The following is a 25,853-nucleotide window of genomic DNA, read 5'->3' as shown; positions in this document are numbered from 1 at the left end:
ATTAAAATGTATTAATAGTTGATGTAAAAATAACAGATTGTGCAACACCTTTTCTAGTAATTATACCATTGATTTTATCACCACTTAACAATTGTACTTTCAGACGGTTGTTCCCGGTGTTCACCAAAACATCCACAGTATCGCTGAAACTTATTCTGGTATCCGCAAATTCCAAGGAGCTAACCGAAAAGTAAATTGAGGTTTCTTCTTTGGTCAATGACATGCCATGCCCGGAATCATTTTTCCATTTTGAAGCATTCAATTTCCAGCCTTTCAGGTTCGGGCTATCCAGGTTTTCATCAATTCGTTTATCGAAAGTACTGAAGGGAAAAACCAGTGTAATGAAACTATACTTTTGAGCGGCATCCTTAGAAACAATAGCCCATTCTTTTCCTCTTCGCCCATCCGTTTTAACCCCATCTACACTTTCAAGTTGAAAAATATCCAGCCCGGAACCATCATCAAATGTGGTTCTGATCAGATTTGGCCCATTCTCAGTACTAAAATGACCTTGCCATATCTGTTTGTAAATATGCTCCTCTTCAGAACTAAAATTATCTTTTACTATCCAAAAATCATTTTTTAAATAAATGACCTGTCGCGAATAGTTTACGCCAATATTTTCGAAACCGTCATGAGTTCCAACAAATACATCAACATTGTCATCTGAATGCCATGTAATAACTTCAGGGTTCGGTAATGCTTTAAACTTTCCAAAGCCACTCCCCCCTTTATTGGATGTATATTGCTTACCTTGAAGTTCATCATCTACCAAAGCAACATTTTTGGTCAAAGAATTTTTGAATAATTCCAGGTCCTTTAAGTAGTAGCGCACCTGGTAATTGGGTAATATAACGTTTCCATTAGCCATGGCCTGAATGCCTAACATATCACCATGCTGATGGTCTGGTTTTAGATCATCCAATCCCGCTGAAATGATCATCATATTATCCCTGTCATTCCAGCCATCACGCATAACATAATACCCGGTTTCAGGGAAATGCAGTGACTGATATTCCGGTTTTTTAGATTGAATATTACTGAGCATTCCTAATTGTTGTTCATTTAAATACCAGTACATTTTAGCCTCCACATGATCATTGGCGAAATAGCCCATTTCAGGATCATTGAAAAGTAAATACCCTAACGTAAGTGCTCCTGAAATATCATTTTTTTCTGCCCAGGGCCTATCGGTATCATCGGAAAGTACCGGTGCCGATTTATCCGGATAAGCTATCTTTATCAATGTGGAGAACAACGATCTTAAACGATTTTCCCAAAAATCACCCACTTTAATGTTACTGATCTGAGCCAACTGATATACGTAATAATAATTACCAATATCGCTCATATGATAGTGTACTGTTCGTTCAAACTGAAAACCATCTTCATTTATTTCTTTTGATAAATGCGCTTCCAACAGTTGCATCGCACGATCGTACCACAGATCTGTATCGACAAAATCTCTCAACAAAATAGAAATCATAGCTAAGGCCGATACCCCCCTGGTTTGATGATTCCCGGAATGAAATTCCCGGTTGGTCTCATATAAATGGGAACCGTGTTGTAGCAAAGTAGCAATGGTTCTTAATTGGTCCTCATCGGTATAGGCATCCTCACCCAAAAACATATTATGGATCTGTAACCAGTTTAATACGCGATACCCGGAACGAAAAGCTTCATAAACTCCGTTACCATCTTCAATTTTTTCGTAATTACCGGATTCTAAAGCTGCATTTAAAGATTTCTGTTGATCTTTAAAATATGCAACATATTTTGACCCTTGATCTTGATAATGACTATAAAAAGCAATGTCTACCATTTTATGCTGACGTGCCAAATGACGTAAGGCATAAGCATTTACAGGGTCTCCAAATAAATAATTGAACGGTAGTTTCCATTTTGTGGTTCCCGAATATTTGGCCATATGGTCTAAAGCGCGCGTTTCATGATTTTTTTCTGCTTCGGGATAAATGGTTTTGTACAATTGAAAACGCTTATCGAAATTTTTCCAATCGTAGAAATAGCGTTCAGAGAATGTCTCTCTAAAATATTGTGCTAAATCTGACGTTGAGATCTTTCCCTTTTGAGCTAACGTTTGTTTTACCTCAGGTTTTAAAAATGTTGAAAGTTCACTGACAGATACTACTTCATGTGATGGTATATTTTGAGCAATACCGGAATTGATCGTGATAAAAATTGTGAATACTAATATGGTTCCAAGCCCTTTCATAAACAAGATATCTTAATACATTAAGGTCTGTTTTAAATTCTGTTCCACCACAATTTTTCCGGAGTTAGAAATAGCGTTATTTGTATGTGAATTGTTTTTAGCGCCCCACAACAAAGCCACTAGTTTTACAGGATTGTTTTTAAAGGTATTATTTGAAATATCTACATTCACAATACCTCTTGTATTAATTAAAATACCGTTTTGTTCTTTAGATCCACAGTTTGTAAATATACTGTTGTTAAGGATAAGATTTCCTCCTATAGTAGACTCGTCATAACCACCTCTGTAGTAATCGATAACGTTCTGTTTTACATTTGTAAATTGACAATTGCTAACGGTTAAATATTCTGTATTATAATCCCCTTTGTCATTGGTTTCTTCTGACAGTTCTAATCCATTTTCACAGTTAGAAACAGCTGTGTTTTTAAAAGTGATGCGCTCCGCAAAGGATTGTTTATACACCTTTAATGCGAAATTAAAATCCCTTATTTCACAATTTGAAACAGATAACCCAAAATGCGTATACATGTTTTCTTTTAAAGTTGCAAAAGCATGCTGTGTTCCATTCCCTTTTAAAATAACACCTTCTAATTTTAGAAATCCTTTTGGTTGTAATTGGAACAAAGGTGTGTTAGCTCCTCCGGAAAACTCAATATGAACTTTTCCGTCACCTACAGTTTTAATTGTTAAGGGCTTGTTTATTATTATGGGTTCTTCAACATGGTATAGCCCTAAATCTAAAGCGATAATATCGCCATTTTCGGCTTCATCTATTTTCAATTGAAAGTTGTCTCCGGGAGCTACTTCGATAGTTTTTGGTTCTCTGACTTCAATCTCATTGGAATACCAATTGGGTCCATATTTGGATTTATCTAAAAATGAAGGGGCACTAGCATTGGTGTTTACCACGGCACCAATGCTATTTTTTGAGCTCCTTGAATTACCAAAAAGGTCTTTTGATATGGTTTCAAACTCAAAGCCTTTAAAAGGCTTTATGTCTAAACTTGATGATGGCACTAAAATATGGGCTCCAATTTCTTTTAACTTAAAATCCAGGCTTTTAAGTCCTCCATCATAATCCTTATATGAAACGCCCTGATTGTTAATTGCATTATTTTTAAATGTGACACCATCTGCCTTATCATGTTCTACAATGGGCGACTCATCTCCTGTTTCATTATAAAGTACATTATTGGCTACGATAGTTCTTAGAGGCCTTGCGGAACGAATTTCTGAAGGCGGCAATACATCCTTTTGCGCTAAATTTTGCCCCACTCCAAATTGCCATGGCGAATCACAGTTCACATAAGTGTTATAAGCAACAACCACATCGGTTACCTGGTTATAGCGGTTTAACGGTGATTTTGGAATACCATTCATAACCGCTAACGGGCTTCTGAAACTCTTGCCTTTTAAGTTGTAGAAATAATTATTGGTAACCCAATGCCCGGTATTAATAATTCGGATACCTCCAATATTTTCATTTTCGCCATCCCCTATAAAATAGTTGCCGTCAATAATGCAGTAGTTACCATGCCTGGTTACCAGAGATCCTTCGCTTTTATAAAATACATTATTTCTGAACTCATTAAAATTGGTTTTACTGGAAATGACCTCCACCTCGCCGTTACATTCTTCGAATAGATTATTAGCCACCATGGTATAACTGGGCGACATGGACGAGTAACTATCCCCAATTTGAATGGTTTCTCCACTGGCCCCTCCTTTTGGCGGTCTTGGCCCAAAATGATTATTTATAATTTGGTGGTAATTATTGATATGCTCATTCCCTTTTAAATCAACCCTGATAGTGGGGCCTCGATTTGTTTTCCCTGTGATATAGCAATTGCTTAGTGTATTATGCCTTCCCCAGAATTGGATCCATCGGTCGGCATCATCTCGTGTCATTTTATTAAAATCTTCAATAACACTATTAGTGAATGTACAATGATTTCCTATGGTTTCTTTGTCTATTCTGAAAGTTACAACAGCTTCACCTGGTGAATAGCCCTGTCTGAAATGTAATCCGTCTACAACTAAATACTTCCCTCCGAATTTAAGGTCAGAGATCCCTTCAATAAACACTTGTCCCGGTGTTTCTGCTTGTATAGTAATGGGATCACTTTCAGTCCCTTCGCCTGTAAATTTAATTTGCACATCTTTCCAAACGCCATTGGCCATGACGATATCATCTCCAGGTTTAGCATTTTTAATGGCTTCGTTCAGCGCATCCATAGTATCAACCATTATTTTAGATTCTGGCGCGTTGTTATTACACGACAGGAAGCCAAAACACAATAAAAAAAACAGGAAAAAGGATCTCATAAGGGTTTTTAAAATTAATTTAAGATAATGAATAAAAGAAAGCCTTTACGAACAAAGACTTTCTTTTACAACTAAACAACAATTCAAAAAACTATCAACACAACTATTAATCATTCCTTAAAAGGACTATGACAGGTCATTTACTTCTGGAAAACCAATCTGGTTAACCAATTTGGTTTTCCAAAAATACATATTATTTTGGAATGACCAAAACTTTTAACACTAAAGTCGGAAGCATCACTTATTGAAAAAGAAAAGGCTATCTAAAATCAGATAGCCTTAAAATCAATTCTATATTAAGTTATTAGTTCACCAACTTCCAGGAACGCACCCAATCGTATAACGTTGTTCTATCTTCCTTTGAGCCGGTCATCCCGCCATCAGCCGGAACCGGATTCCAATTATAAGTTTCAACAACCATTCTTAAATGCATTGGGATACTAAAGTCCGCTTTAGGTTTTACTTTAGATTGGAATTTACCGTCTAAGAAGAATAATACCTCATCCTTACTTTTCCACCATACGCCATAGACGTGATAGTCATCTGATGCCAATCCTCCTAACGGTGCCTTAGCTCCTAATGAACCAGCAGGTATATCACACCCTTCTTTAATACCGCGACTATGGGTATTGGAATTCATATGATTCAACATTTTTTTGATAAACTCCTGATCGCCCGACATCTGCCCTACACATTCCTGTATATCCAACTCGGTGGTTCTTTTATCGCAACCAGTGGTTTCATTTCGGTCATTTATAAGCCAAAAGGTAGACGACATAAAGGTTTTATTGGCTTTCATTCTACATTCATAATATCCATAGGTCATACCTTTCCAGGATCCCACATAACCACCGCCATGCGTAAAGGTCTTGCCTTGTTTCACTACTGGTTTCGGTAATTTAGTTGAGGTAATCTGTAGGTTACCACCCTCTACTTTAATATTGTCCGCCAAAAACAAGCCCGGAGCTCTTCCGATCCACCCCTGGCCAGAAATTTGCCATTTCTTTTCATTTACCTTTTTGCCGTTGAATTCATCAGACATACCTTTTATCAGCTTCCAACTTTTACCTGCTGGTTTGGGATCTTCGCCATCAGAGAAATAAGGGGCATCCTGAGCATAGGTTACGCCAACCGTTAGAAGCAAAACTATAATTGAAAGTTGTTTAAATGTTTTCATGATTCGTATTAAAAGTATTATTAGAGTTTTAATTTGATACGCATAAAATAATTGAGACTGTCTAAAAGCACTTTGTTCTGTCATTCTGAACTCGTTTCAGAATCTTACCTAATTAATTATCAGGTGTCATTAGAACCTGCAATGCACTTCGACTGCGCTCAGTGTGACAAGGTCATACTTTTTAGACAGTCTCAAAGGTATCTATTCCTAAAACGAGACTAAACTACATATGTGTTTCTTGATGGAACAAATGTGTTTTGTCTAAGGATTGTATAAAAAAAATCCGCTACTATTCTAACTCCAATTTTAAAACCGTAGCGATAGGGTTATACTCCACTTCCGGGAATTTAATGAGCAAGGTTTGCGTGGTAAGCTCCCATGCTACCTTAGCGTCGGAGCCTATCAACTTAATATCCTTTATAGGTGATGGTGGCAGGTTTCTATGAAGCCCACCAATCGCTCTCATTTTTATTTGCTTTCCACCCTTAGGAACTCCCAAAAAGAAAACATACATGGATTTTTTGTCTTTTGCGACGGTATAACGTACGTCTGAAGCCGTGTATTTTACCTTAGCCGATTGCCCGTCATGGGAAGCATCGGAGGCATTAGCGGTACCATATCCGAAAATTTTAAACGGACGCGTCCCATAAACGGCTTCGCCATGCACTTTCATCCAGGCTCCTATTTCCTTTAAAATGTCCCTCTGTTCCTGATTGATGACACCGTCGGCTCGTGGGGATATGTTTAATAAAACGGTGCCGTTTTTACTCCAAACGTCGATCATGTTCCTTACCACCAGGGCCGCATCCTTGTATTTTTCACCCTCCACGTACATCCAGCGTTTATCACTTAAGGTGATATCAGTCATCCAGGGCAAGGGATAAATGTCCCTACGTCCGCCCTGTTCAAGGTCGTCAATGCCATATTCTAAAGGGATATCCTGATGTTTACTACAGACCACAACCTCTTTATCATGCTTAAGCCCACTATTAAAATGATAAGCCACCATCTCGTTTATCTTTTGTTCCGGAATCATATTTAGCCAGGAATCGTACCACAGAATATCGGGATTGTACTTATCTACAACCTCCACAGCCTGGTCATACCAATATTGGTTAAAATCCTCAATCTTTTCCCAGTTTCCGAATAACTTACGAAGCTTAGGGTCGGTAGTAGCCGTTGGTAAATCCGGATGGTAAGGGTAGTGACTATTAAAACCATTTCTTCCCCAACGCTCCGGAACCTTAGCGTTACGCTGTCCGTTTCTGGCATGATGGAAGGTCGCCAATGTTTTGATGTTTCGTTTTTTAAGAGATTCGAATAACTCACCTACAATATCTCTTTTAGGCCCCATATCACCGGCATTCCAAGGATTAATTTCACTATCCCACATAGCGAATCCATCGTGATGCTGAGCCACGGGCCCGGCAAATTTAGCTCCCGTCATTTCAAAGAGGTCTGCCCAATCTTCGGCATCAAAATGCTCTGCTGTAAACATAGGGATAAAATCTTCGTATCCAAATTCTTCAATAGGCCCATAGTTCTTTTCATGAAACTTGTTGACATCACTTGCTTTTATATACATATTGCATGGGTACCAGGCACTGCCATAGGCCGGCACACTATAAGGACCCCAGTGGAAATACATCCCCAATTTGGCATCGGCAAACCACTCCGGAGCCGCTTCCTTTATTGAAAGGGATTCAAAATTAGGTTCGTATTTAAAGGCTACAGTTTCCGTTTTTTTTACCTCTTGTTTGCAAGCCGCAGAACTTACCAATAGTACAACCATAAATAATTTAGTTAGTTTCATATTAAATGCCGTTTACATTGTAAGTTTTTAGTTTGTTGATTGCTCTTTTAATCTTTGGTTTTCTTTTTTTATACGTTCCTTTTGCTTCGCACTCAAACCGTGTTCCGTATAGTAAAAATCCTGAGGATAGGTATAGTAATGTTTTTTCATATTATCATCATGGACATCCAGGCTTAAGTCACAATCAAAGCGCGTTAATACCGTATGGTTCCAATTGCCATCGGCATTGATAAAATGCGATATCCCCCAGGTGATCCCTCTGCCGTCTTTGGTATCTGTAAACGCATCCGGCACATAAGGCCCTGCTGCTAATGGCATCAATTCGGTGATGGAAGCAATTTCAAAATTCACCCAGTCTTTGGCATATTGAATGGTATTGTGTTCCTGACCATCCCGTTGTACAATAGCCGCCACCCCTTCTCTAAAAGGGAACAAGGTGGTTTCATGGCCTGAATTGATAACTGGGTTTAACGGATGCTTTTCAAATGGCCCCAGCGGGTCTTCGGCAATAGCTAATCCCTGCATTCTAATTTTTGATGGTTTTAACTCCGGACGCTTGTCGAAGTCGCCTTTATAATACAGATAGATTTTCCCATCATGTACCAAGGGATAGGGATCATGAATGGAGTATTGGTCCCAGGATCCTTCCGGCCCATTAGGCAAAACGACTTTTCTGGTATGTGTCCAGGGGCCGTCAGGAGAATCGGCATAAGCCACTGAAACCGGACAAAAATCACCGCGTAATCCACTGGCCTCCATAAAGGCCTGGAAGTATAGATAGTATTTACCTTTCCACTTTAAGATATCTGTGGTTGTAACCGAACGCCAGCCCGGTTGTGGTTTTGGTGGACGGGGTACGGCGATCCCCTGCTCTTCCCATGTAAAACCATCTTCTGATGTGGCGTACCAGATATCGGCTAAATCCCAATCTGATGAGGGGATAACGTCCGTAGCTTCTTTGGCCCGGGACATCCCAACAGGCTTTATAGGACTTTTACGACCGGTATACCATACATAGTATTTTCCGTTTTCATAAATGACTTTTGACGGGTCGCGTCGGGTAATTGTACCATCACCCCCATTGTAATCAAAGCCCTTTAGTTTGGTATATTTAAATTGGGTGTACAGTTCGGTTTGCTCCGGACGTAAACTCTCGTAAGCGTCATAGTTACGCACTACGGCAGCGCTCAACGGACGGTCTGGCTTTTCAGAAGGAACAAAAAATGGAAACTCTTCATTAGCGGTTTCTTCAGTACTTTCTTTTTCTTTTTGTTCCGGTGTTACTTTTTGTTGGCATGATAGTAAAATTATGCACACACTTAAGATGTATAGAATTTTTTTCATGTATAAAGATCTTTATTTAAGCTGTTAATACTCGTTCTATTTTTCTCGCTAAGACGCTAAGTCACAAAACTTATTTCTTCTTTGCGTCTTTGCGAGAGACTTACTAAAATTCAAAAGTTAATTCAATCACAATAGGCTCATCAACATTTCCAAAATAGTTCTTTGAGCTTCCTTGTGGGCCCGACGAGGTAGCCGGCATAAATTTGGTACCCATAGCCGGAATATTTTTCACAAATGAAATATCGCCCTTTGGAAATTCTTTTACGGTAGCCCCACGCATAGGCTCCGCCGGTTGGTCAGGGGTTAGCATTCTTAAAAAGGTTAAATCTGAATGGCAGTAGACTGTAAAGCCATTATCTTTCTTACCGTGCAATTTCACCCAATGGATACTTGAAAAGAACCCTTTAAACTCGGGATACACCCAACCGGATTCCCCTGTTATGGTATTGTTATAATCGTTTTCCCAAACCTGGAATTTGGTGCCTTTCATACGATTTCTCCATACGCGATACGGACCATCGCCTAACCACTTCATTCCTTTAACTTCTTCTTCGGGAAATGAGAAAGTAATCCCCATATAACCTTCTACTATTTTCTGGTTTCTCAGTGCTGCTCTTAAATGAAGTAAGCCATTGGGATATACGGTCCACTTAAAGAAATCCTGAGTCATTTCCTTGTTATCCTTCCAATCATGATACTTTTTTCTTTTTTTGAACAAACCGGTGATTTCAACTTTATCATCCAAAGTATTCACCTGAACTGATTCCAGGGCTGTCTTATTTCCTAAAAATACAGGCCCCTCCGTTAAAGGAATCAGCGTTCCGTTTTTTGTAACGGCTTTTAATAAGCCTGTTTTGGCAGAAAACTTATATTCATTGGCACCGGCATTTAAGGTTATGATATCTCCAGTGGTAACCGTCTGAACACTGCTATCACCACTATAACTCACATTCGTACTATTAAGTTGCTTAGCCGTTTTTACTGGATATGTCCAGGTGAAGATTTCCATACCGTGAATATCTATTGCCGTTAAAAACAGGGCATCGGCCAATTTCCAATTGGATGGTTTCTTAACACTGAAGTTTCCTTTTGCTCCAGGTACTAAGGCCGGCAACTCCACCTGACTTTCAGACAATACTGTAATATCGGTTGTTCCATTTGGCCCATGGAAATTAACCCATTTGGCCGTCATGTTACACTCATTTAAATTGGTGAAATGGTAACGATTTTCCACCCGGAACACTCCTGAAAAATCATCCCTTATATAGCGGTCTGCAATATAAATGGGCGACCATACTTCCTTAATGGTAAAATAGCTTCCTTCTTTTTCGCCATAGGGTCCTACAATGCCGTCCGGAGCATGGTTGCCATCCACATCAATAATGCCGCCTTTGTCTGTTCTAATAACACCTTCATCAGCGAAATCCCATAAAAAGCCTCCCGCAGCCAAAGGCATGTTCCATATTTGCTTCCAGTAGTCATCCAGTCCTGCGCCGTGACCACCATCATATAATCCATGCAAAAATTCTGTTGGAAAATAGATTTTATCCTTTACGGGAGCATCAAAAGCGAACATATAATAATCCGGATAATGCATGGTATTCATTTTTTTGAATGAGTTCCATGGGTGAATGACTTCCCGCTTTTGAATGTCCCATTTTGCAAATTCATCATCCAATTCCAGGTTCCATCCGGTTTCATTACCGTTGTCCCATATTAGAATGGAAGGGTGATTGACATCACGCACCACGAGTTCCTTAATAAGTTTCTTCCCAACATCCGTATCAAGGTACGGCACATGCCAGGTACAAAGCTCATCCAGAACAAATAAGCCCAGGGAATCACAAACGTCCAGGAAATGCACATCAGGTGGATAATGTGACATTCTCACGGCATTCATGTTCATGTCTTTCATCATTTTCACATGTTCAATACTCAATGCTTTGGAAGTGGTACGTCCCGACTCCGGGTGAAAACTATGCCTGTTAACACCTTTAAATTTGATTTTTTTGTCGTTGACATAAATACCGTCACTTTCACGGATTTCAACGGTTCGGAAACCAATACGCTTAGAAATTTCATGTAAGCTATTCCCCTTCTTATCCAGCAGGTTAATTTTTAGTTGGTATAGATTGGGCTTTTCTGCCGTCCATGTTTTTATATTAGCAGCTTTAGCAGAAAGGGTCAGTTTTCCTTCCTGTTTATCAATTTTGGCATCTAAGTCCTGAACCTTATTCCCTTTTAAATCTGCTAATACTATTTGTGCGGATGCCGCCTTCTTTGAAGGGGTATATATTTCGGTAGTTAATTGGCCATTAGCTTTGGCATCAATAGCTACTCGCTCAATATGCTCCTTTGGTAAAACCTCTAAATATACCGGGCGGTAAATGCCTCCAAAAATCCAAAAGTCTGTGTTTCGCTCTGCGGCATTAATGGATCTGTTCGAGGACATTTTATCTACTCTAACCTCTAATAAGTTCTCTGCTCCGAATTTTAAGAGTTTGGTAATATTGTATTTGAACTCATAAAAGGCACCCTGATGTTTAGCGCCGGCCAACTTGCCGTTGATCTTTACCTGAGCATCGGTCATCACTCCTTCAAAGACAATTTTTATTTGTTTGCCTTTCCAGTCGGCCGGAATCCTGAACTTGTGTTTATAAAGCCCGTGTTCATCATGAGATGGTTTATTCGCCTTATAATCACGACCGTAATTGTAGTTCCCAAAGCCTTGTAATTCCCAGCAGGAAGGCACGCCAATTTTAGCCCATTTGCCACTTTGCATACCATCGGAACAAAAGAAGTTCCATGCCACGGTATGGTCCTTATCGGTTCCCGAAAGGTATTTAATTTCGGTTTTACTTTGGGCATATATTAAAACCGAACTAAAAAAAGAAGTTATCAGTAATAAGAATGAAAAAAATTGTCTCATAATAGTTTAGTTGTATTGTCAATAGTGTCAAAACACCCCTATTGAGCTACGCTCGGTATCTTCAACGAAAATATATTTCCGTTTCGATAATCCTCAAGGGGATATTGTCAAAACTCAAAAGTTAAGTCCAGTACGATGGGGGCATCGTCATTTCCAAAATAGTGTTCCGGGTTTCCTTGTGGCCCCATGCTTTCAGGGAACTGAAATTTAGTTCCAATCCCGGGAACATTCATTACAAAAGAAATGTCTCCTTCAGGAAATGTAGGATGTGTTTTTCCTTTTTTATTTACCTTAGGTTCCTGAGGCGTCAACATTCTTAAATAAGTATGCGGCGTTCTGCAATACACGGTGAATCCGTTATTGTGATTTCCTTTCACCTTAGACCAGTATACACTTGAAAAGAAGCCTTTAAATTCCGGGTACACAAATTGGTCTTCTCCTGCTTCCCCGGTTACCGTATTGTTATAATCGTTTTCCCAAACCTGAAAACGTGTGCCTTTCATTCTATTTCTCCAAACACGGTAAGGCCCGTCTCCCAACCATTTCATGCCTGCAACTTCTTCTTCAGGGAATGAAAAGGTAATCCCCCTATAACCTTTCAAGTTTCTATACCCTTTAAATTCCACCCTCAAATCCAACAAGCCATTAGGATGAACAGTCCATTTAAATATATCTGAAGCATATTCTTTAATGGTTGACCACCCTGGGGACCTATCTGTTTTTTCAAAAACGGTCAGTATTTCAACTTTATCTTCCAGAGCGGTTACGGTAATGTTCTCAATTTTTGCTTTCTGTTTTAGAATGACAGGCCCATCTTTAAGCGGAATGACCTGATGGCCCTTCTTCACCTCTAAAAGCACACCGGTTTCCTTTGAGAATACATAGATCATATCATTTGCTTCCACCTTAATTTTTTGGTCTGTTGTTTCTGTTTTAATAGCGCCACCACCTGCATATACTACTAAAGGCTCACTCACCTTACCAGGAGTGGAAACAGGATAAGACCAAGTGAAAATCTCTTTTCCATAGACATCAACAGCAGTAAGATGCAAAGCATCGGCCGATCTCCAATTTGATGGTTTTTCAACATGGAACTTTCCTTTTCCTCCTGGAGACAGATTTGGTAACTCCACTTTGTCTTCAGAAAGTATTACATGTTTTTTATCGCCTTCCGGCCCTTCAAACTTTATCCACTTAGCGGTCATGGCACATTGATTCAAATTGGTATAATGGTACCGGTTTTCTAATCTGAAAATACCGTTGAAATCATCCTTAATAAACCTATCTTCTATATATATTGGCGACCATACTTCTTTGATAGTAAAGTAACTGGCTTCTTTTTCCAAATACGGCCCCACAATACCATCGTTGGCCTTATTACCCTGTAAATCGATTTCATTATTCCTGTCGGTTCTTTCAACACCCTCATCGGCAAAATCCCAAAGGAAACCGCCAGCACTTAAGGGTAAATTCCACATTCTTAACCAATAGTCCTCCAATCCTGCGCCGTGACCGCCATCGTATAAACCATGTAAAAATTCCGTAGGAAATAAGATCTTCTCCTTTGAATAGGCATCATTGATCAAGGAATGATAATGACTATAATGAATGGTATTCGTCTTATTATAAATACTCCACGGATGGATCACCTCTCGTTTTTGAATATCCCATTTTCCGAAATCGTCATCCACCTCAGGGTTCCATCCTTGTTCATTGCCATTACCCCACATCAAAATGGACGGGTGGTTGACATCTCGTACTACTGTTTCCTTAACAATTTTAGTGGCTACTTCAGTATCCAGCATAGGATTATGCCAGGTACAGATCTCATCAAGCACAAAAAGTCCGAGGGAGTCACATACATCCAAAAAGTGTATATCCGGCGGGTAATGCGACATACGAACGGCATTCATATTCATATCTTTCATGAGCTGCACATGTTCTATACTGATCTTTTTTGAAGTGGTTCTTCCGGATGCCGGATGAAAGGCATGCCTGTTTACCCCCTTAAACTTGATACGCTCACCATTAACGTAAATCCCATCACCTTCTAAAACTTCAACCGTTCTAAAACCGATATGTTCTTCAATCTGATGTAGCACCTCTTTGTTTTTGCTCAATAATGAAATTTGAAGTTTGTACAGATTTGGAAACTCGGGATTCCAGGCCTTAACATTAGCTGCTTTACCTTTTATGCGCCATTTATCATTTTCTTTAGTTACATCAGCTTTAATGGCTTGTATTTTGTTATCTGCCAAGTCAAAAAGGTCAAGTTGCACATCATCGGCTTTCCTGGAATCTATAAATACATCAGCGATAATTTGCCCATCTGCTTTGGCATCAATAGCCACTCTATCTATATTATCTTTAGGAGTCACACTTAAGTACACGGGACGATAAATCCCTCCAAAAACCCAAAAGTCTGCTGCCCGCTCTGCCTGATTGATGGATGCATTGGAGGACATTTTGTCTACCTTAACTTCTAACAGGTTATTTTGTCCATACTTTAAAAGTTTCGAAATAGAAAATTTAAATTCATAAAAGGAACCCTGATGTTTTTCTCCAACCTTTTTCCCATTAATCTTAACAACAGCATCGGTCATGACACCTTCAAATACAATTTTAACATCCCTGTCTTTCCAGTCTTTGGGTACCTCAAACTGATACTTGTACAATCCGTGTTCGGATGACATACCCTCTAATTTCCCCGAACTATAGCCATAATCATAAGTACCAAAGCCTTGCTGCTCCCAACATGAAGGCACACCTATTTTAGTCCATTTGCCACTATTCCTCCCATCTGAACAGAAGAAATCCCATGCCACCAAATGATCCTTATCGGTTCCGGACAGGTATATTCTTTCGGTTTCTTTTTGAGCTTGACTTATTTGATGTGAGAGTACAACAAGTGTTATTAGAACTAACCTTAAAGTCTTCATACTTAAATTTTTAGTTAAAGGATTCGAAATTAGTGCCATCATACACTATTATATATGATTTAAAAAACGCTCCTTCAAATTTAATTATACGGCGTTGTTTTTATAACTTTAACGCAGCTTTAACGGTAGCTATAACGGTTAAAGCTGATTTTTAACAACGGACGTGACCTAGATGAAATTAGCTGAATATCAGAAAGATAAAATTACTCAAAAGATTATCGATAGTGATACTTTTAAAAATGCCCCCACAAGTATCGCCTTATTGAAGTATTTGTATGAAGCGACAAAAAAAGGCACCCATCTAAAAGAAAGTGTTATTGATATCGACTTTTTTAAAAGTGAAAATGCCGGCGACAGAAGCAATCCAAGAGTACGGGTCAACGTTCATAACCTAAGAAAGAAAATTGCCCGGTTTTATGAAACGGAAGGGAAGGGTGATCTATGGCGATTAACCATAAACAAAGGTCAATATCAGGTAAGTTTTTATAAGAATGAACAAGGCCATACCGTTCTTAAAAAACTCAAGTGGACTACAGTGCTTCCTTATACCCTGTTATTTGCTTCTCTATTGATCATTGTTAAGATGAGTATTCCAAAACCCAAACCGGACCTATGGAAATCATTTCTCTTAAAGAACACACCAACAAATCTCTACATAGGTGATCATTTTGGTATGACAGGAAAAACCATTACCAAAAATAATGGCTGGACCCGTGATTTTTCAATTAACAGTAGTGATGAATTCTACAATTTTATTGACAGCAACCCCAATTTAAGAGATAGCATAAAACCAGCTAATTACTCCTACTCCACCAGAATGGCTGCCTTATCTACTCAAAAATTCCAGGCGTTTTTTCAGGATTATAATAAAAACTTTTCGGTTAGATTCTCAACGCAAACATCAACTTCCGAAATAAAAGAGGGCTTCGCTGTGTACGCCGGCCCCAGTAAAAATAATAATCAGTTCCTTTATTTTTTTAATGAAGCAAACCCTTACTTTGAAATATCGGATACTAATTTAAAATTACTGGATCACCCAACTCAAAAGGATACTATTTTTAACTTAAATTCAGGTGATGTTACCAACGAATATGCTGTGGTATCTAAATATCCGGTAGATCATGCCGAACATTTTGTGTTTTTTTCGCAGCATGATATTGGCGTAAGTGCCACGGTTGAATACTTTACAAATCAAGATAGTATTAGAAAATTTAATGAGACCTACCTAAAAGATAATGACTACTTTACGGCCGTATTCGAAGTCAAAGGACAAGACAGGACAAATACGTCTTTAAAACTGAATATGGTGGTGCCTTTTTAGTTCTATTTTATTTTACCCAATAACGTCTTATTCCAGTATTCCAGCAGTTCTTCATCCGAAGGTGCTTCTGGCAATCCGAGTTTTTTCATCTTCTTTTTAAAGTAGTTTTGCGATCCATCTTTTCCTTTTTGAATGGTTGCTTCAGACTCAGGAATTCTGTTTTTATCATAAGCCTTTAAATTCGTTTGAAGGACTGATTTCAATCTGTTAAAGTGTTCTTGATAGTCCTCATTGTTAGCCAGATTATTGAATTCGTTTGGATCTTCCTCTAAATCGAAGAACTCAAACTCCGGTCTGCTATCGGCCATAAATTGGTTGTATGGTGCCGCCAATTCACCATTTTTATGGAGTACTCTATAAACCGTAAAAGCAGGATATTCACTGCGTTTATAGCTTGATAATTGCATCCAGGGCCTTTCGGGTTCCTGATTCCAGATCAATTTATAACGGCCATCGGTGATACTCCTTATGGCGTCTGGCGCATCCCCTGCTCGTTGGCGGAATCCGAAAACATAATCCCTGTTTTCCTGTTCCTCACCAATAAATACCTTGCCATGCAGGTTATGTTTTGATTCTACACCAGCCAGTTTTAAACTCGTAGCTGCCACATCCACTAAACTCACCAAACGTTTATCAATTTTGCCGGTTTCCACATGCTTAGGATATCTAACGATCAAAGGAATTTGAAGTCCACCTTCATACAAGAACTGCTTATCCCTTAAATGCGGACGCCCATGGTCTCCAAAAAAGAAAACAGCGGTATTATTGGCTAAACCTTCATCTTCTAAGCGTTTCATCACCCAGCCCACTATGTCGTCACATTTTTGAACGGATTCTAAATATAAGGCCCAATCGGCTTTTAATAAAGGATGATCCGGGTAGCATCCCGGCAGTGTAACCGTTTCAGGATTAATCGGGTTTTGCTCATGTCCTTCGAAAACCCTGTGCGGATATTTAATCTGTACCTGGGCAAAGAACGGTTGTCCTTCGGCGCGTTCGCTCCAATCCTTGGCCGGGTATTTAATGTCCGGTATAAAGTTATAGTCCCGTTTACCACCTTTTTTTAGGTAGTCCCTACCACTTCCATTAGAAATAAAATAGCCCGCTTCCTTAAAGTATTCCGTTATGGGTTTAATCCCATCCGGCAGTTCGGTCATATTAATGGTCCTGTGATCTAAACAATTAATTGTTGTAGGATACATTCCTGTAATTTGCGAAGACCTACTGGATGAACATATGGGCGCATTGGCATAGGCATTGGCGTATAAGGTCCCTTGTTGGGCTAACTTATCAATATGCGGTGTTTTTATATCAGGGTTGCCATAACATGCTAATTCCCTTCCCAAATCGTCAGCATTGATCCAAAGAATGTTTAACGGTTCTGCAGGTTTTTCTTCTTTGACTTCTTTACAGCCAAATAAAAAAATCATTGATAAACTGAATAAAAAACATTTCATTATGCTATTCATTGTTTTGAAGTTTTTCGTTTTGAGCCTTAATGCGTTGCTTTTGTTTATCACTTAACCCTAAATTAAAATAGAACTGGGGATCTAAGCGATAATTGTGGTACTTCATTTCAGGATCGTGCACATCTAAGCTAAGATCGCAATCAAAGCGATACAGTTCTGAATGCCACCTCTTACTGTTTTTCCCTTTGAAATTTATAAAATGTCCAATACCCCAGGTGATACCGCGTCCGTTATTATTATCTGAAAAGGCATCGGGAATATAGGCGTTAGGCCCTGTTGGCATAAACTCTGTAATGGCCATGACATCGAAATTCACCCAATCTTTGGCATATTGGATGGTGAAATGCTCAGAGCCATCACGAATGGTCAAAGAGGCTACGCCTTCCTTCCACGGAAAGAAACAAATCTCATGCCCCGAATTTTGTACCGGATTTAGCTCATGTTTTTTAAACGGGCCTAAGGGATCATCAGCAATGGCCAACCCAATACCACTCCAAACCGTTCCCGGTCTGTTAAAGGCTGCTTTATAATACACATAAATTTTACCGTCATGCACCAAAGGCGTCGGCGCTTGTATGGCAAACTGATCCCACTCCCCTTTGGCTCCTGTTGGAATGACCACGTCATTCACATGAGTCCAGGGTCCGTTAATATTATCGGCATAAGCTACCCCTACCGGACAATAATCACCTCTTACACCACTGGGTTCCGTAAAGGCCTGATAGTATAAATAGTATTTACCTTTAAACTTTAGGATATCGGGAGTAGCTACAGCCCGCCAACCCGGTGTTGGATATTCCGGTCTTGTTACGGCTACCCCTTGTTCTTCCCAATGAAAGCCATCGTTACTTGTGGCATACCATACTTCTCCCAAATCCCAATCGGTTGTTGGAATGGTGTCATTCCAAATGATCTTATCGCCTTCGGTTTCCATGACTTTATAATCTTTAGAAAAGGTCCCTACGGGCGGAATAGGCGTTTCACGCTTGGTGTACCAAACGTAGTATTTACCATTTTCAAATAAAACCTTGGAAGGATCACGTCTTGTAACCGTGGCATCCCCATCATTATAATCCAATCCGGTTAATTTGGTATACTTAAACTGACTATATAATTCGTTCTCTGCATTGACATGTGATGGGTACTGATTAAAACTTCGGTCTAAGGCCGCACTCAACTTATAATCATCTGAGTACTCAGTGACCTGATATGGAAAGGCTTTTGTTCCGGGTTTTGGCGTTTTTAATGGAATTACCAAAGCATACGAATCTTCACTGTCTTTCGGAAGTATAGCTATAATCAGTGCTTTTGGAATGCCGTCTTCCATATAGAATTTTGGCATATCGGCAGTCCGTTGTGTTTTTGTAACGGTACCATCGGTCCATTCAATTTTACCTGCTTTTATGACCAAAAAGTTCTTGGCAGGTTTCCAATCAAAGCCCATATCATCACCTTCAAACAACATTGTAGATCCTTCCGGATAATCGCTCCATGCACCACGGGAATCTTTGGCCAAACAATAGTAATTCCCATTGAAAACCCATTCAACGTGGTCATCAATAGCGAAAGACGCGGTTGGATGTGTTATAAAAGGAATATTGGTATCCTCAAATGGTCCCAAAGGCGACCGTGAGGTAGCAGTGACATGAATTACTCTTTTCCCTTTTTGTATGGTCTCATTTCCTTTTCGAAGCATTTTATTAGCCGGAGGATTCTCATCTTTTGTAACATATTTGTAAGCTAAAAGATATCTCCCATCGTTTCTACGCGTGATGGTTGGTGTAGAAGTCATTAATTGCCCTTCTTTAACATCAATTAAAGGTTTATCAAATCGTTGCCATTCGCCATTCAGGTCATCAGTTACCGCAACACCTACACGTTGGTTATTCCTATTCACCCACCATTCAAAATCGTTTTTTATAGAAGGCATTTGGTCATCTGGAGTAGTATCCCAATAACCACTTCCTCGGTTACCCATATGGTATAAATAATACTTTCCATCCTGCTCAAGTACGTGTGGATTATGGGTGCATTCCCCATCCCAAAATTCATTTCCTCTAGCTGGCAACACCACATTTTTAAATTTATAAGGTCCCGTTAGATTTTCAGATACGGCGTGGGCAATTTCAGAATGTGTTACCCAACCGTGATGGCCTCTGGATTTTGGCCAACGCGAATAAATAGCATGGTATTTCCCATCCCTTCCTTTTAGAATGTTGGTTCCCCAGACATTATAATCTGCTTCTTCAATAATATTTGCTTTATCGAACTTTTCTGGGAGTAGTTCGGCAAAATTAAAATCTTCCTGTGCTCGTGAATAGTTCAATCCGACCATCAGGAACACAAAACATGTAATTAATTTAAATTTCATCTCTATTTAAGTTTAGTTTTTTAGTTGTTCAAAGGGTAATAATGAAAATAGTCCACATCAAACCATGAGTCTTTATCCGATCCATTTTTATGACCGAAATAGCCGTTGGAAATAATCCAGTGCATATTTTGCATATAGTTTTTTTGATACCGTTTGCTCCTTTTCTTCTGAACATGAAGTTGTCATATGAAATGACAGTACCAAAAGTCCTGATAGCTTTAAATATTGAGATGTTTTTCATATTTATTTATTCAGGTAATCCTTTGCGTTTCGCTTTTAAGTTCCCCAGTCCTTGTTTAAAATAAACTTCCGGTCGGTGCCAAACCCCGGTACTTTTCAGCCATGGTTCGTGTACATCTAGACTTAAATCACAATCTACACGTGCTATTATAGAATGCTTTTTATCTTTCGAATTCGCGGCATTTATAAAATGGCAAACACCCCAGGTAACCCCTCTTCCGTCTTTTGTTCCTGTAAAGGCATCGGGGGTGTAAAAACCGCAGGCCGTTGGCGTTAACTCTACTGTGGAAGCAATTTTAAAATTCACGCCATCTTCGGCATATTGCATGGTTTGTGCTTCATTGCCATCTTTAATAGCCAGGGCAGCAATACCCTCCTTAAATGGAAAATAGGTAGTCTCGTGCCCTGAGTTCAATACCGGATTTAAAGGATGTTTTTCAAAGGGGCCAAAGGGATCTTCGGCAATGGCTAAACCATGAGCAACGGCGTATTTATCCCTAACATCCGGCCATTTGTTATAGGCAGCTTTATAATACAGATAGATTTTTCCATTATAAACTATAGGATGGGGATCCTGGGTTTGATCCTGATCCCATTCCCCTTTTTTCCCGAACGGCACCACTATTTTTCCAACATGGGTCCATGGGCCATCGGGTGAATCGGCGTAAGCCATGGATATAGGGCACCAATCCCCACGGGTTCCACTAGGTTCATTAAAGGCTTGGAAATAGAGATAGTACTTTCCTTTCCAAACCAGAATATCGGGGGTTGCCACAGATCGCCAGCCTAAAGCAGGCTTTCCTGGCCTGGCAACTGCTACACCTTGTTCTTCCCATGTAAAGCCGTCTTCACTGGTGGCATACCAGAGGTCACATAAATCCCAATCGGTTGATGGGATTTCATCTGTGGCTTCGTCCGCCCGGTTCCAACCAATTGGTGGCACCTTAGTATGCCTTTTGGTATACCACATATAGTATTTGCCATTGACAAAAACAGGACGGGACGGATCCCGACGGGTAATGGTGCCATCACCGCCATTATAATCCAATCCTTCTAAACGCGTGTATTTGAATTGCGAAAACAATTCATTATCCTGTACTCTTGGTGCTGGATAGTCAAACATCCTTTCAGCAGCTGAGCTTATTGGAAAATTGGGTTTTTCCTCTGGCATTTTATGGGGAAACACCTGGTTAGCAATTATTTCTTTTTGTTCTTTGGGTTCAGCCTGTTTACATGACCATACGAAACCTAGTGCCAGACTAACACAGATGAATGTTTTAAACTTCATGATTTTATTAATTATTAGTATCGTTTCATTTATCATTTCACTATTTGAATGGTTTCGGACTGAAATTGAAACATGTTTCCGCATGAACAATATTATCTTTGAGACCCTGAAACCAGTTCAGGGTGACAACTATTTTATAGAATTAGCTACCTGACTCCTTTAATTTTTTATTCTGCTCTGCAATGCGCTTACGTTGCTTTTTGTTAAGGCCTTGTTTATAATAGACATCCAAATCGTGACGGATACCGGTGTGTTTCATATCCGGGTCATCCACATCCAAACTCAAATCACAATCGAAACGTACGAGGATGGAGTGCGGATTCACGCCATATTTCCCGGCATTTACAAAATGGGACATGCCCCAGGTAATACCACGGCCATCTTTAGTATCTGTAAAAGCATCCGGTACATAAGGTCCGGGAGCAATTGGTACTAATTCACAAACCGAAGCAATTTCAAAATTCACCCAATCTTTAGCATATTGAATGGTAAAATGTTCTGTGCCGTCTTTGACAGTGATAGCGGCCACGCCCTCTTTAAACGGAAATAAACTCACTTCATGACCGGAGCTGGTTAAAGGATTTAAAGGGTGCTTTTCAAAAGGCCCTAAAGGATCATCTCCTATAACAAGCCCACCACCAACCCAAACTGGGTTTGGCCTATTGAAAGCTGACTTATAGTAAATATAAATTTTACCATCATGCACTAAAGGATAAGGATCGTGAATAGCATATTGATCCCAGGAACCTTCAGGTCCGTTTTCAATGACAATCTTTCCGGCCGGTGTCCATGGACCGTCAGGGGAATCTGCCCAGGATGCGGTTACGGGACAATAGTCTCCTCGCTTTCCACTGGCTTCCATAAAGCCTTGATAATAGAGATAGTACTTCCCTTTCCATTTTAAAATATCTGTTGTGGTTACGGCCCGCCAGCCTACTTCAGGTTTTGGAGGCCTTGGAACTGCCACGCCTTGTTCTTCCCAGGTAAAGCCATCTTCACTGGTAGCATACCAAATTTCTGCTAAATCCCAATCTGTAGATGGAATAGTATCATTACTTTTATCGGCATTTCTTGCTCCCACAGGAATTACCGGCGTATCTCTTTTTGTGTACCAAACGTAGTATTTTCCGTTTTCAAAAATCACTTTCGATGGGTCTCTTCTTGAAATAGTGCCATCGTGATCATTGTAATCAAATCCCTTTAACGCTGTATATTTAAACTGAGAATACAATTCGTTATTACGTGGATGGATAGCGCTGTAATGATTAAAACTTCTATCCATAGCAGCACTCAATTTTCGATTTTTAGTGCTATCCGTTATGGTATAAGGAAATGCTCCCTGGTTGCTATTTTTTATAGTTTCTTCTTTTGATTGCTTTTGGCAACTAACCAAACCAATTAAAAGCAATGGTAACAGTAATTTTTTCATCCTGATTATCTATTTATTTTTTCTGGTAATATTTAACATAATCTACTTGCATACTGGTCCCATCAATATTATCTTTTACGGGACCTGCCCATTTTATAATGGCTAAACTCAACCAAATTGGCGTTTCACTGAAACAAAACTCATTTTTTTCTCTTCTGATTTCTTCGCCGTCAAAGTAAAATACAATCTCCTTTTCGTTCCATAATAAACCATACGTATGAAACTTGTTTGCAAAATCATAACTATCAGTTACGTTTAAAACGGAAATATCCTTCCATTCACCATCATCTAAATATTGAATTTTATAATCTTTAATTAAATCATGCCAGTCACCATTTGCAGATTGCCAACCGTTTAAAAATTGAATACAACCAATGGTAATGTCATCTTTCCACTCAAACTTCAACCATTTATTCCCTTCATCTTGTGTATTCCATCGGGATTTCGGATTACCATCAATCAGGTTTTTTTCCGAATTATTATTTTTATACGAACCACTAGACGTTATTGTTACATCTTTAAAAGCTGCTAAATTTTTCAGATTTGGAATATCTCTATCAGCAGTTTTAGAAAGCACATCGGGGTAATTTCCGTCATTTAAACCATATACCCTGAACTCTCCTAAATGAAAGCGCCCATTATTATTTGATTGGAATCGAATCTTTTTAGTGTTCACCGGAATTTCTAACTGAATAGAATAACCACTTTTGGCTCCATAAGCAAACCCTTTATGACTAGAAGGATGCTTTCTTTTCCCATCTTTTGTTATAGTGATATCAGACCAATTGTGAATATTGGTATTGACTTCATTTGGATAATGACCTTCGTTAATATCAATCTCAAAGCGTTTTCCTTCTTCTGGTTGCCCGCCTCCTTTAGTCATTAACCAAAAAGAATTATTGGTAGCCTCAGCACCAGCGTACTTATAACGACATTCAAAATAACCGTATTTGAATCTCTTTTTAGTCCAGATGCTTCCTGAGGTCCACTCCTGACCGGCACGTTTTTCCTTTTTGTTTACAAGGTATAGCAGGCCATTTTTAACAACAACATTTTCTCTCCAGCGACTACAAAGTATATGTCCACTTGGTCCGTTTTGAGACGCCCATTGTTTATCAAGTTTTTTATCGGGATAATCAAATTGATCTTCCCAAACCAATTTATAATGCTCCTTAACTACTTCTGGTAATTGGGCGGTGATTGTGCCTGATATCAGAAAAATTAAAGCGTAAACAATATGTATGCCTTTTAATCTTGCCATGCTTTGTAAATTTCTTTTAACTGATTATAAGCCTCCTTTTTATTTCGACGTTCATCAACCACACCCCATTCTCTAAATCCTGATTCCGGGGTGCCTTTGTAGTTACTTCGGTAATCATTATAACTCCAAATGGAAACGCCTGTGACATACGGAAGGTTTTTAAGCTCTTTCATATAACCGACTAACTCATCACTTAACTTAGCACCAGGAGCAGGACCTATTTGACCTTTACCAATTTCTGAAATGAAAATGGGTTTCCCGGGAAACTTATCATGTGTTTTCTTTGTCAGTTCTACTGCCGGACCATAAGAATTCATAGAAATAAAATCGACTTTTTCATAAGGTTCGCTTCCAATAACTCCTTCTCTGTATGACGTTATAGTGACGTATGTTTTCAACCTTGCTGGGTCCAGCTCCTCTGTATAGTCTAACATAGAATTAACGTACCCGTATTGCTCAGGGGTCATGGCTTTTTTGGGCCATGGGTTAATAGTATCCCTTAACTCGTTCCCTACACTCCAGGCCACCACCGAGGGATGATTATAATCGCGTTCTATCATCTCTTTCAGCCATTGCTTGGTTCGAGGGTTATTGGGAAATGCCTGAGGGTCATCATCGCCCCAAACAGGTATTTCTTCAACTACTAAAAATCCGATACTATCGCATAATTTTAATAAATTTTTAGGCAATGGTGCATGCATTAACCTGGAGAAATTACAGCCCAGATTGTATTTAATATCGAACATATCCTCCTTCACTAAATGGTTCGGTTCTGTATTCCCATAATCCGGGTGGTCATGCACTCGGTTAACACCATTCATCCTAACAGCTTCATTATTTAAGTAGAATTGCTCTCCTTTAACTTCAAACTTTCTGATGCCGAATTTATCAGAAGCGGAATCGACCTCTTTATCATTAACGATAATAGAACTATTCAACTCATAAAGATTCGGTGAATCAAAATGCCATAGATTAACATCGGATAAGTTCTTTTCAAATTTTAAATAAGAAACAGCGGTTGATCCTTTTTCAATAGCAATAGCGACAGAATCTTTATGAACCCCTTCTATCTCAGAATAAATTTGAGTTAAGGCCGGTCTTTCGCCATTATTTTCGAGCTTATATTTAATAGTGAAACTTACTTTGTTATTATCAAAATCGGGTTCTGATGTAATGTGCTGATAGACCATCCTAACATCTTCATTGGCTATAAGCGAGACGTTTCTACTAATACCGCCCCAGGCCCACCAGGCGCCTCGTTTATAGGTATTATCAGCCATTACTATGACTGAGTTTTCATTTTTAAAATCTACTTTATCGGTGATGTTGAACTCAAATGGCGTGTAGCCTCCAACATGCTCCCCTAATAAGCTCCCGTTCAGCCAAACCTTTGCAGTTTCATAAACTGCATCGAATTTTAATCTGATTTGTTTTCCTTTCCAGGTTTTAGGTAATTCAAATCCTTTTTGATAATAGCCCTTTCCAACATATTCCGAATAGCGTTCTCTGGTATCCCAATTACCCGGCACTTTTATGGTGTCCCACTTACTATAATCTTCATAGAAAATATTCTCCAACCCTATATCATTATTGACCAAAAGTTGCCAAACTCCATTAAGTGACAATTCATTTGAAATATGATCTTTTGATTTATCCCCACAGGAACAAATAGTTATAAAAAGTAATAGAAAGCACGCTACGCTCCTCATTGTTA

At 39.3% G+C, this 25,853-nt stretch carries 14 protein-coding genes; 1 reads left to right on the top strand and 13 read right to left on the bottom strand.

Annotated elements, in window-relative coordinates; all coding sequences use genetic code 11:
* Position 1: 1 nt before the first annotated feature.
* The 7 genes from Q0983_RS16720 to Q0983_RS16690 form a co-directional block, all read right to left on the bottom strand.
* A complete protein-coding gene (locus Q0983_RS16720; RefSeq protein WP_299555936.1) occupies positions 2-2,233 on the bottom strand; it encodes a heparinase II/III family protein in 2,232 nt (743 codons plus the stop codon).
* Positions 2,234-2,245: 12 nt separating this feature from the next.
* Positions 2,246-4,558, bottom strand: coding sequence for a chondroitinase-B domain-containing protein (locus Q0983_RS16715; protein ID WP_299555934.1), 2,313 nt, complete (start codon positions 4,556-4,558; stop codon positions 2,246-2,248).
* A 304-nt stretch (positions 4,559-4,862) separates the two neighbouring features.
* Positions 4,863-5,735 (bottom strand): family 16 glycosylhydrolase, encoded by an 873-nt coding sequence (locus Q0983_RS16710; protein ID WP_299555932.1) that lies wholly within the window; start codon positions 5,733-5,735, stop codon positions 4,863-4,865.
* A gap of 289 nt (positions 5,736-6,024) precedes the next feature.
* On the bottom strand, positions 6,025-7,548 hold the full coding sequence (locus tag Q0983_RS16705) for an alpha-L-fucosidase (RefSeq protein ID WP_299555930.1): 1,524 nt from the start codon (positions 7,546-7,548) through the stop codon (positions 6,025-6,027).
* 27 nt (positions 7,549-7,575) lie between these two features.
* Positions 7,576-8,892, bottom strand: a complete 1,317-nt coding sequence (locus Q0983_RS16700; protein ID WP_299555928.1) for a family 43 glycosylhydrolase — start codon at positions 8,890-8,892, stop codon at positions 7,576-7,578.
* 103 nt (positions 8,893-8,995) lie between these two features.
* Positions 8,996-11,821 carry a glycoside hydrolase family 2 TIM barrel-domain containing protein gene (locus tag Q0983_RS16695; protein WP_299555927.1) on the bottom strand — a complete coding sequence of 942 codons (2,826 nt, stop codon included), beginning with the start codon at positions 11,819-11,821 and terminating at the stop codon, positions 8,996-8,998.
* A gap of 107 nt (positions 11,822-11,928) precedes the next feature.
* On the bottom strand, positions 11,929-14,760 hold the full coding sequence (locus tag Q0983_RS16690) for a glycoside hydrolase family 2 TIM barrel-domain containing protein (RefSeq protein ID WP_299555925.1): 2,832 nt from the start codon (positions 14,758-14,760) through the stop codon (positions 11,929-11,931).
* Between the two features lie 172 nt (positions 14,761-14,932).
* Between Q0983_RS16690 and Q0983_RS16685 the strand changes: the two genes are divergently transcribed.
* Positions 14,933-16,081: a hypothetical protein gene (locus Q0983_RS16685; RefSeq protein ID WP_299555923.1), complete on the top strand. Its 1,149-nt coding sequence runs from the start codon at positions 14,933-14,935 to the stop codon at positions 16,079-16,081.
* Between the two features lie 2 nt (positions 16,082-16,083).
* Here Q0983_RS16685 and Q0983_RS16680 read toward each other — a convergent pair whose 3' ends face one another.
* The 6 genes from Q0983_RS16680 to Q0983_RS16655 all read right to left on the bottom strand — a co-directional run bounded on the left by Q0983_RS16680 (position 16,084) and on the right by Q0983_RS16655 (position 25,848).
* Positions 16,084-17,511 carry a sulfatase gene (locus Q0983_RS16680; protein ID WP_299555921.1) on the bottom strand — a complete coding sequence of 476 codons (1,428 nt, stop codon included), beginning with the start codon at positions 17,509-17,511 and terminating at the stop codon, positions 16,084-16,086.
* A gap of 31 nt (positions 17,512-17,542) precedes the next feature.
* Complete coding sequence (locus Q0983_RS16675; protein WP_299555919.1) at positions 17,543-19,921, bottom strand: family 43 glycosylhydrolase; 2,379 nt, start codon at positions 19,919-19,921, stop codon at positions 17,543-17,545.
* A gap of 247 nt (positions 19,922-20,168) precedes the next feature.
* Positions 20,169-21,449: a family 43 glycosylhydrolase gene (locus Q0983_RS16670; RefSeq protein WP_299555917.1), complete on the bottom strand. Its 1,281-nt coding sequence runs from the start codon at positions 21,447-21,449 to the stop codon at positions 20,169-20,171.
* A 142-nt stretch (positions 21,450-21,591) separates the two neighbouring features.
* Complete coding sequence (locus Q0983_RS16665; RefSeq protein ID WP_299555915.1) at positions 21,592-22,878, bottom strand: glycoside hydrolase; 1,287 nt, start codon at positions 22,876-22,878, stop codon at positions 21,592-21,594.
* A 13-nt stretch (positions 22,879-22,891) separates the two neighbouring features.
* On the bottom strand, positions 22,892-24,139 hold the full coding sequence (locus Q0983_RS16660; RefSeq protein WP_299555913.1) for a family 16 glycosylhydrolase: 1,248 nt from the start codon (positions 24,137-24,139) through the stop codon (positions 22,892-22,894).
* Positions 24,127-25,848 (bottom strand): glycoside hydrolase family 2 TIM barrel-domain containing protein, encoded by a 1,722-nt coding sequence (locus Q0983_RS16655; RefSeq protein WP_299555911.1) that lies wholly within the window; start codon positions 25,846-25,848, stop codon positions 24,127-24,129. Before Q0983_RS16655 ends, Q0983_RS16660 begins: the two co-directional genes overlap by 13 nt.
* Positions 25,849-25,853 lie beyond the last annotated feature (5 nt).

Origin of the sequence: Seonamhaeicola sp., assembly GCF_028281565.1 — a bacterium.
Taxonomy (GTDB): domain Bacteria; phylum Bacteroidota; class Bacteroidia; order Flavobacteriales; family Flavobacteriaceae; genus Seonamhaeicola.
This window is presented reverse-complemented; position numbering and strand designations above follow the sequence as displayed.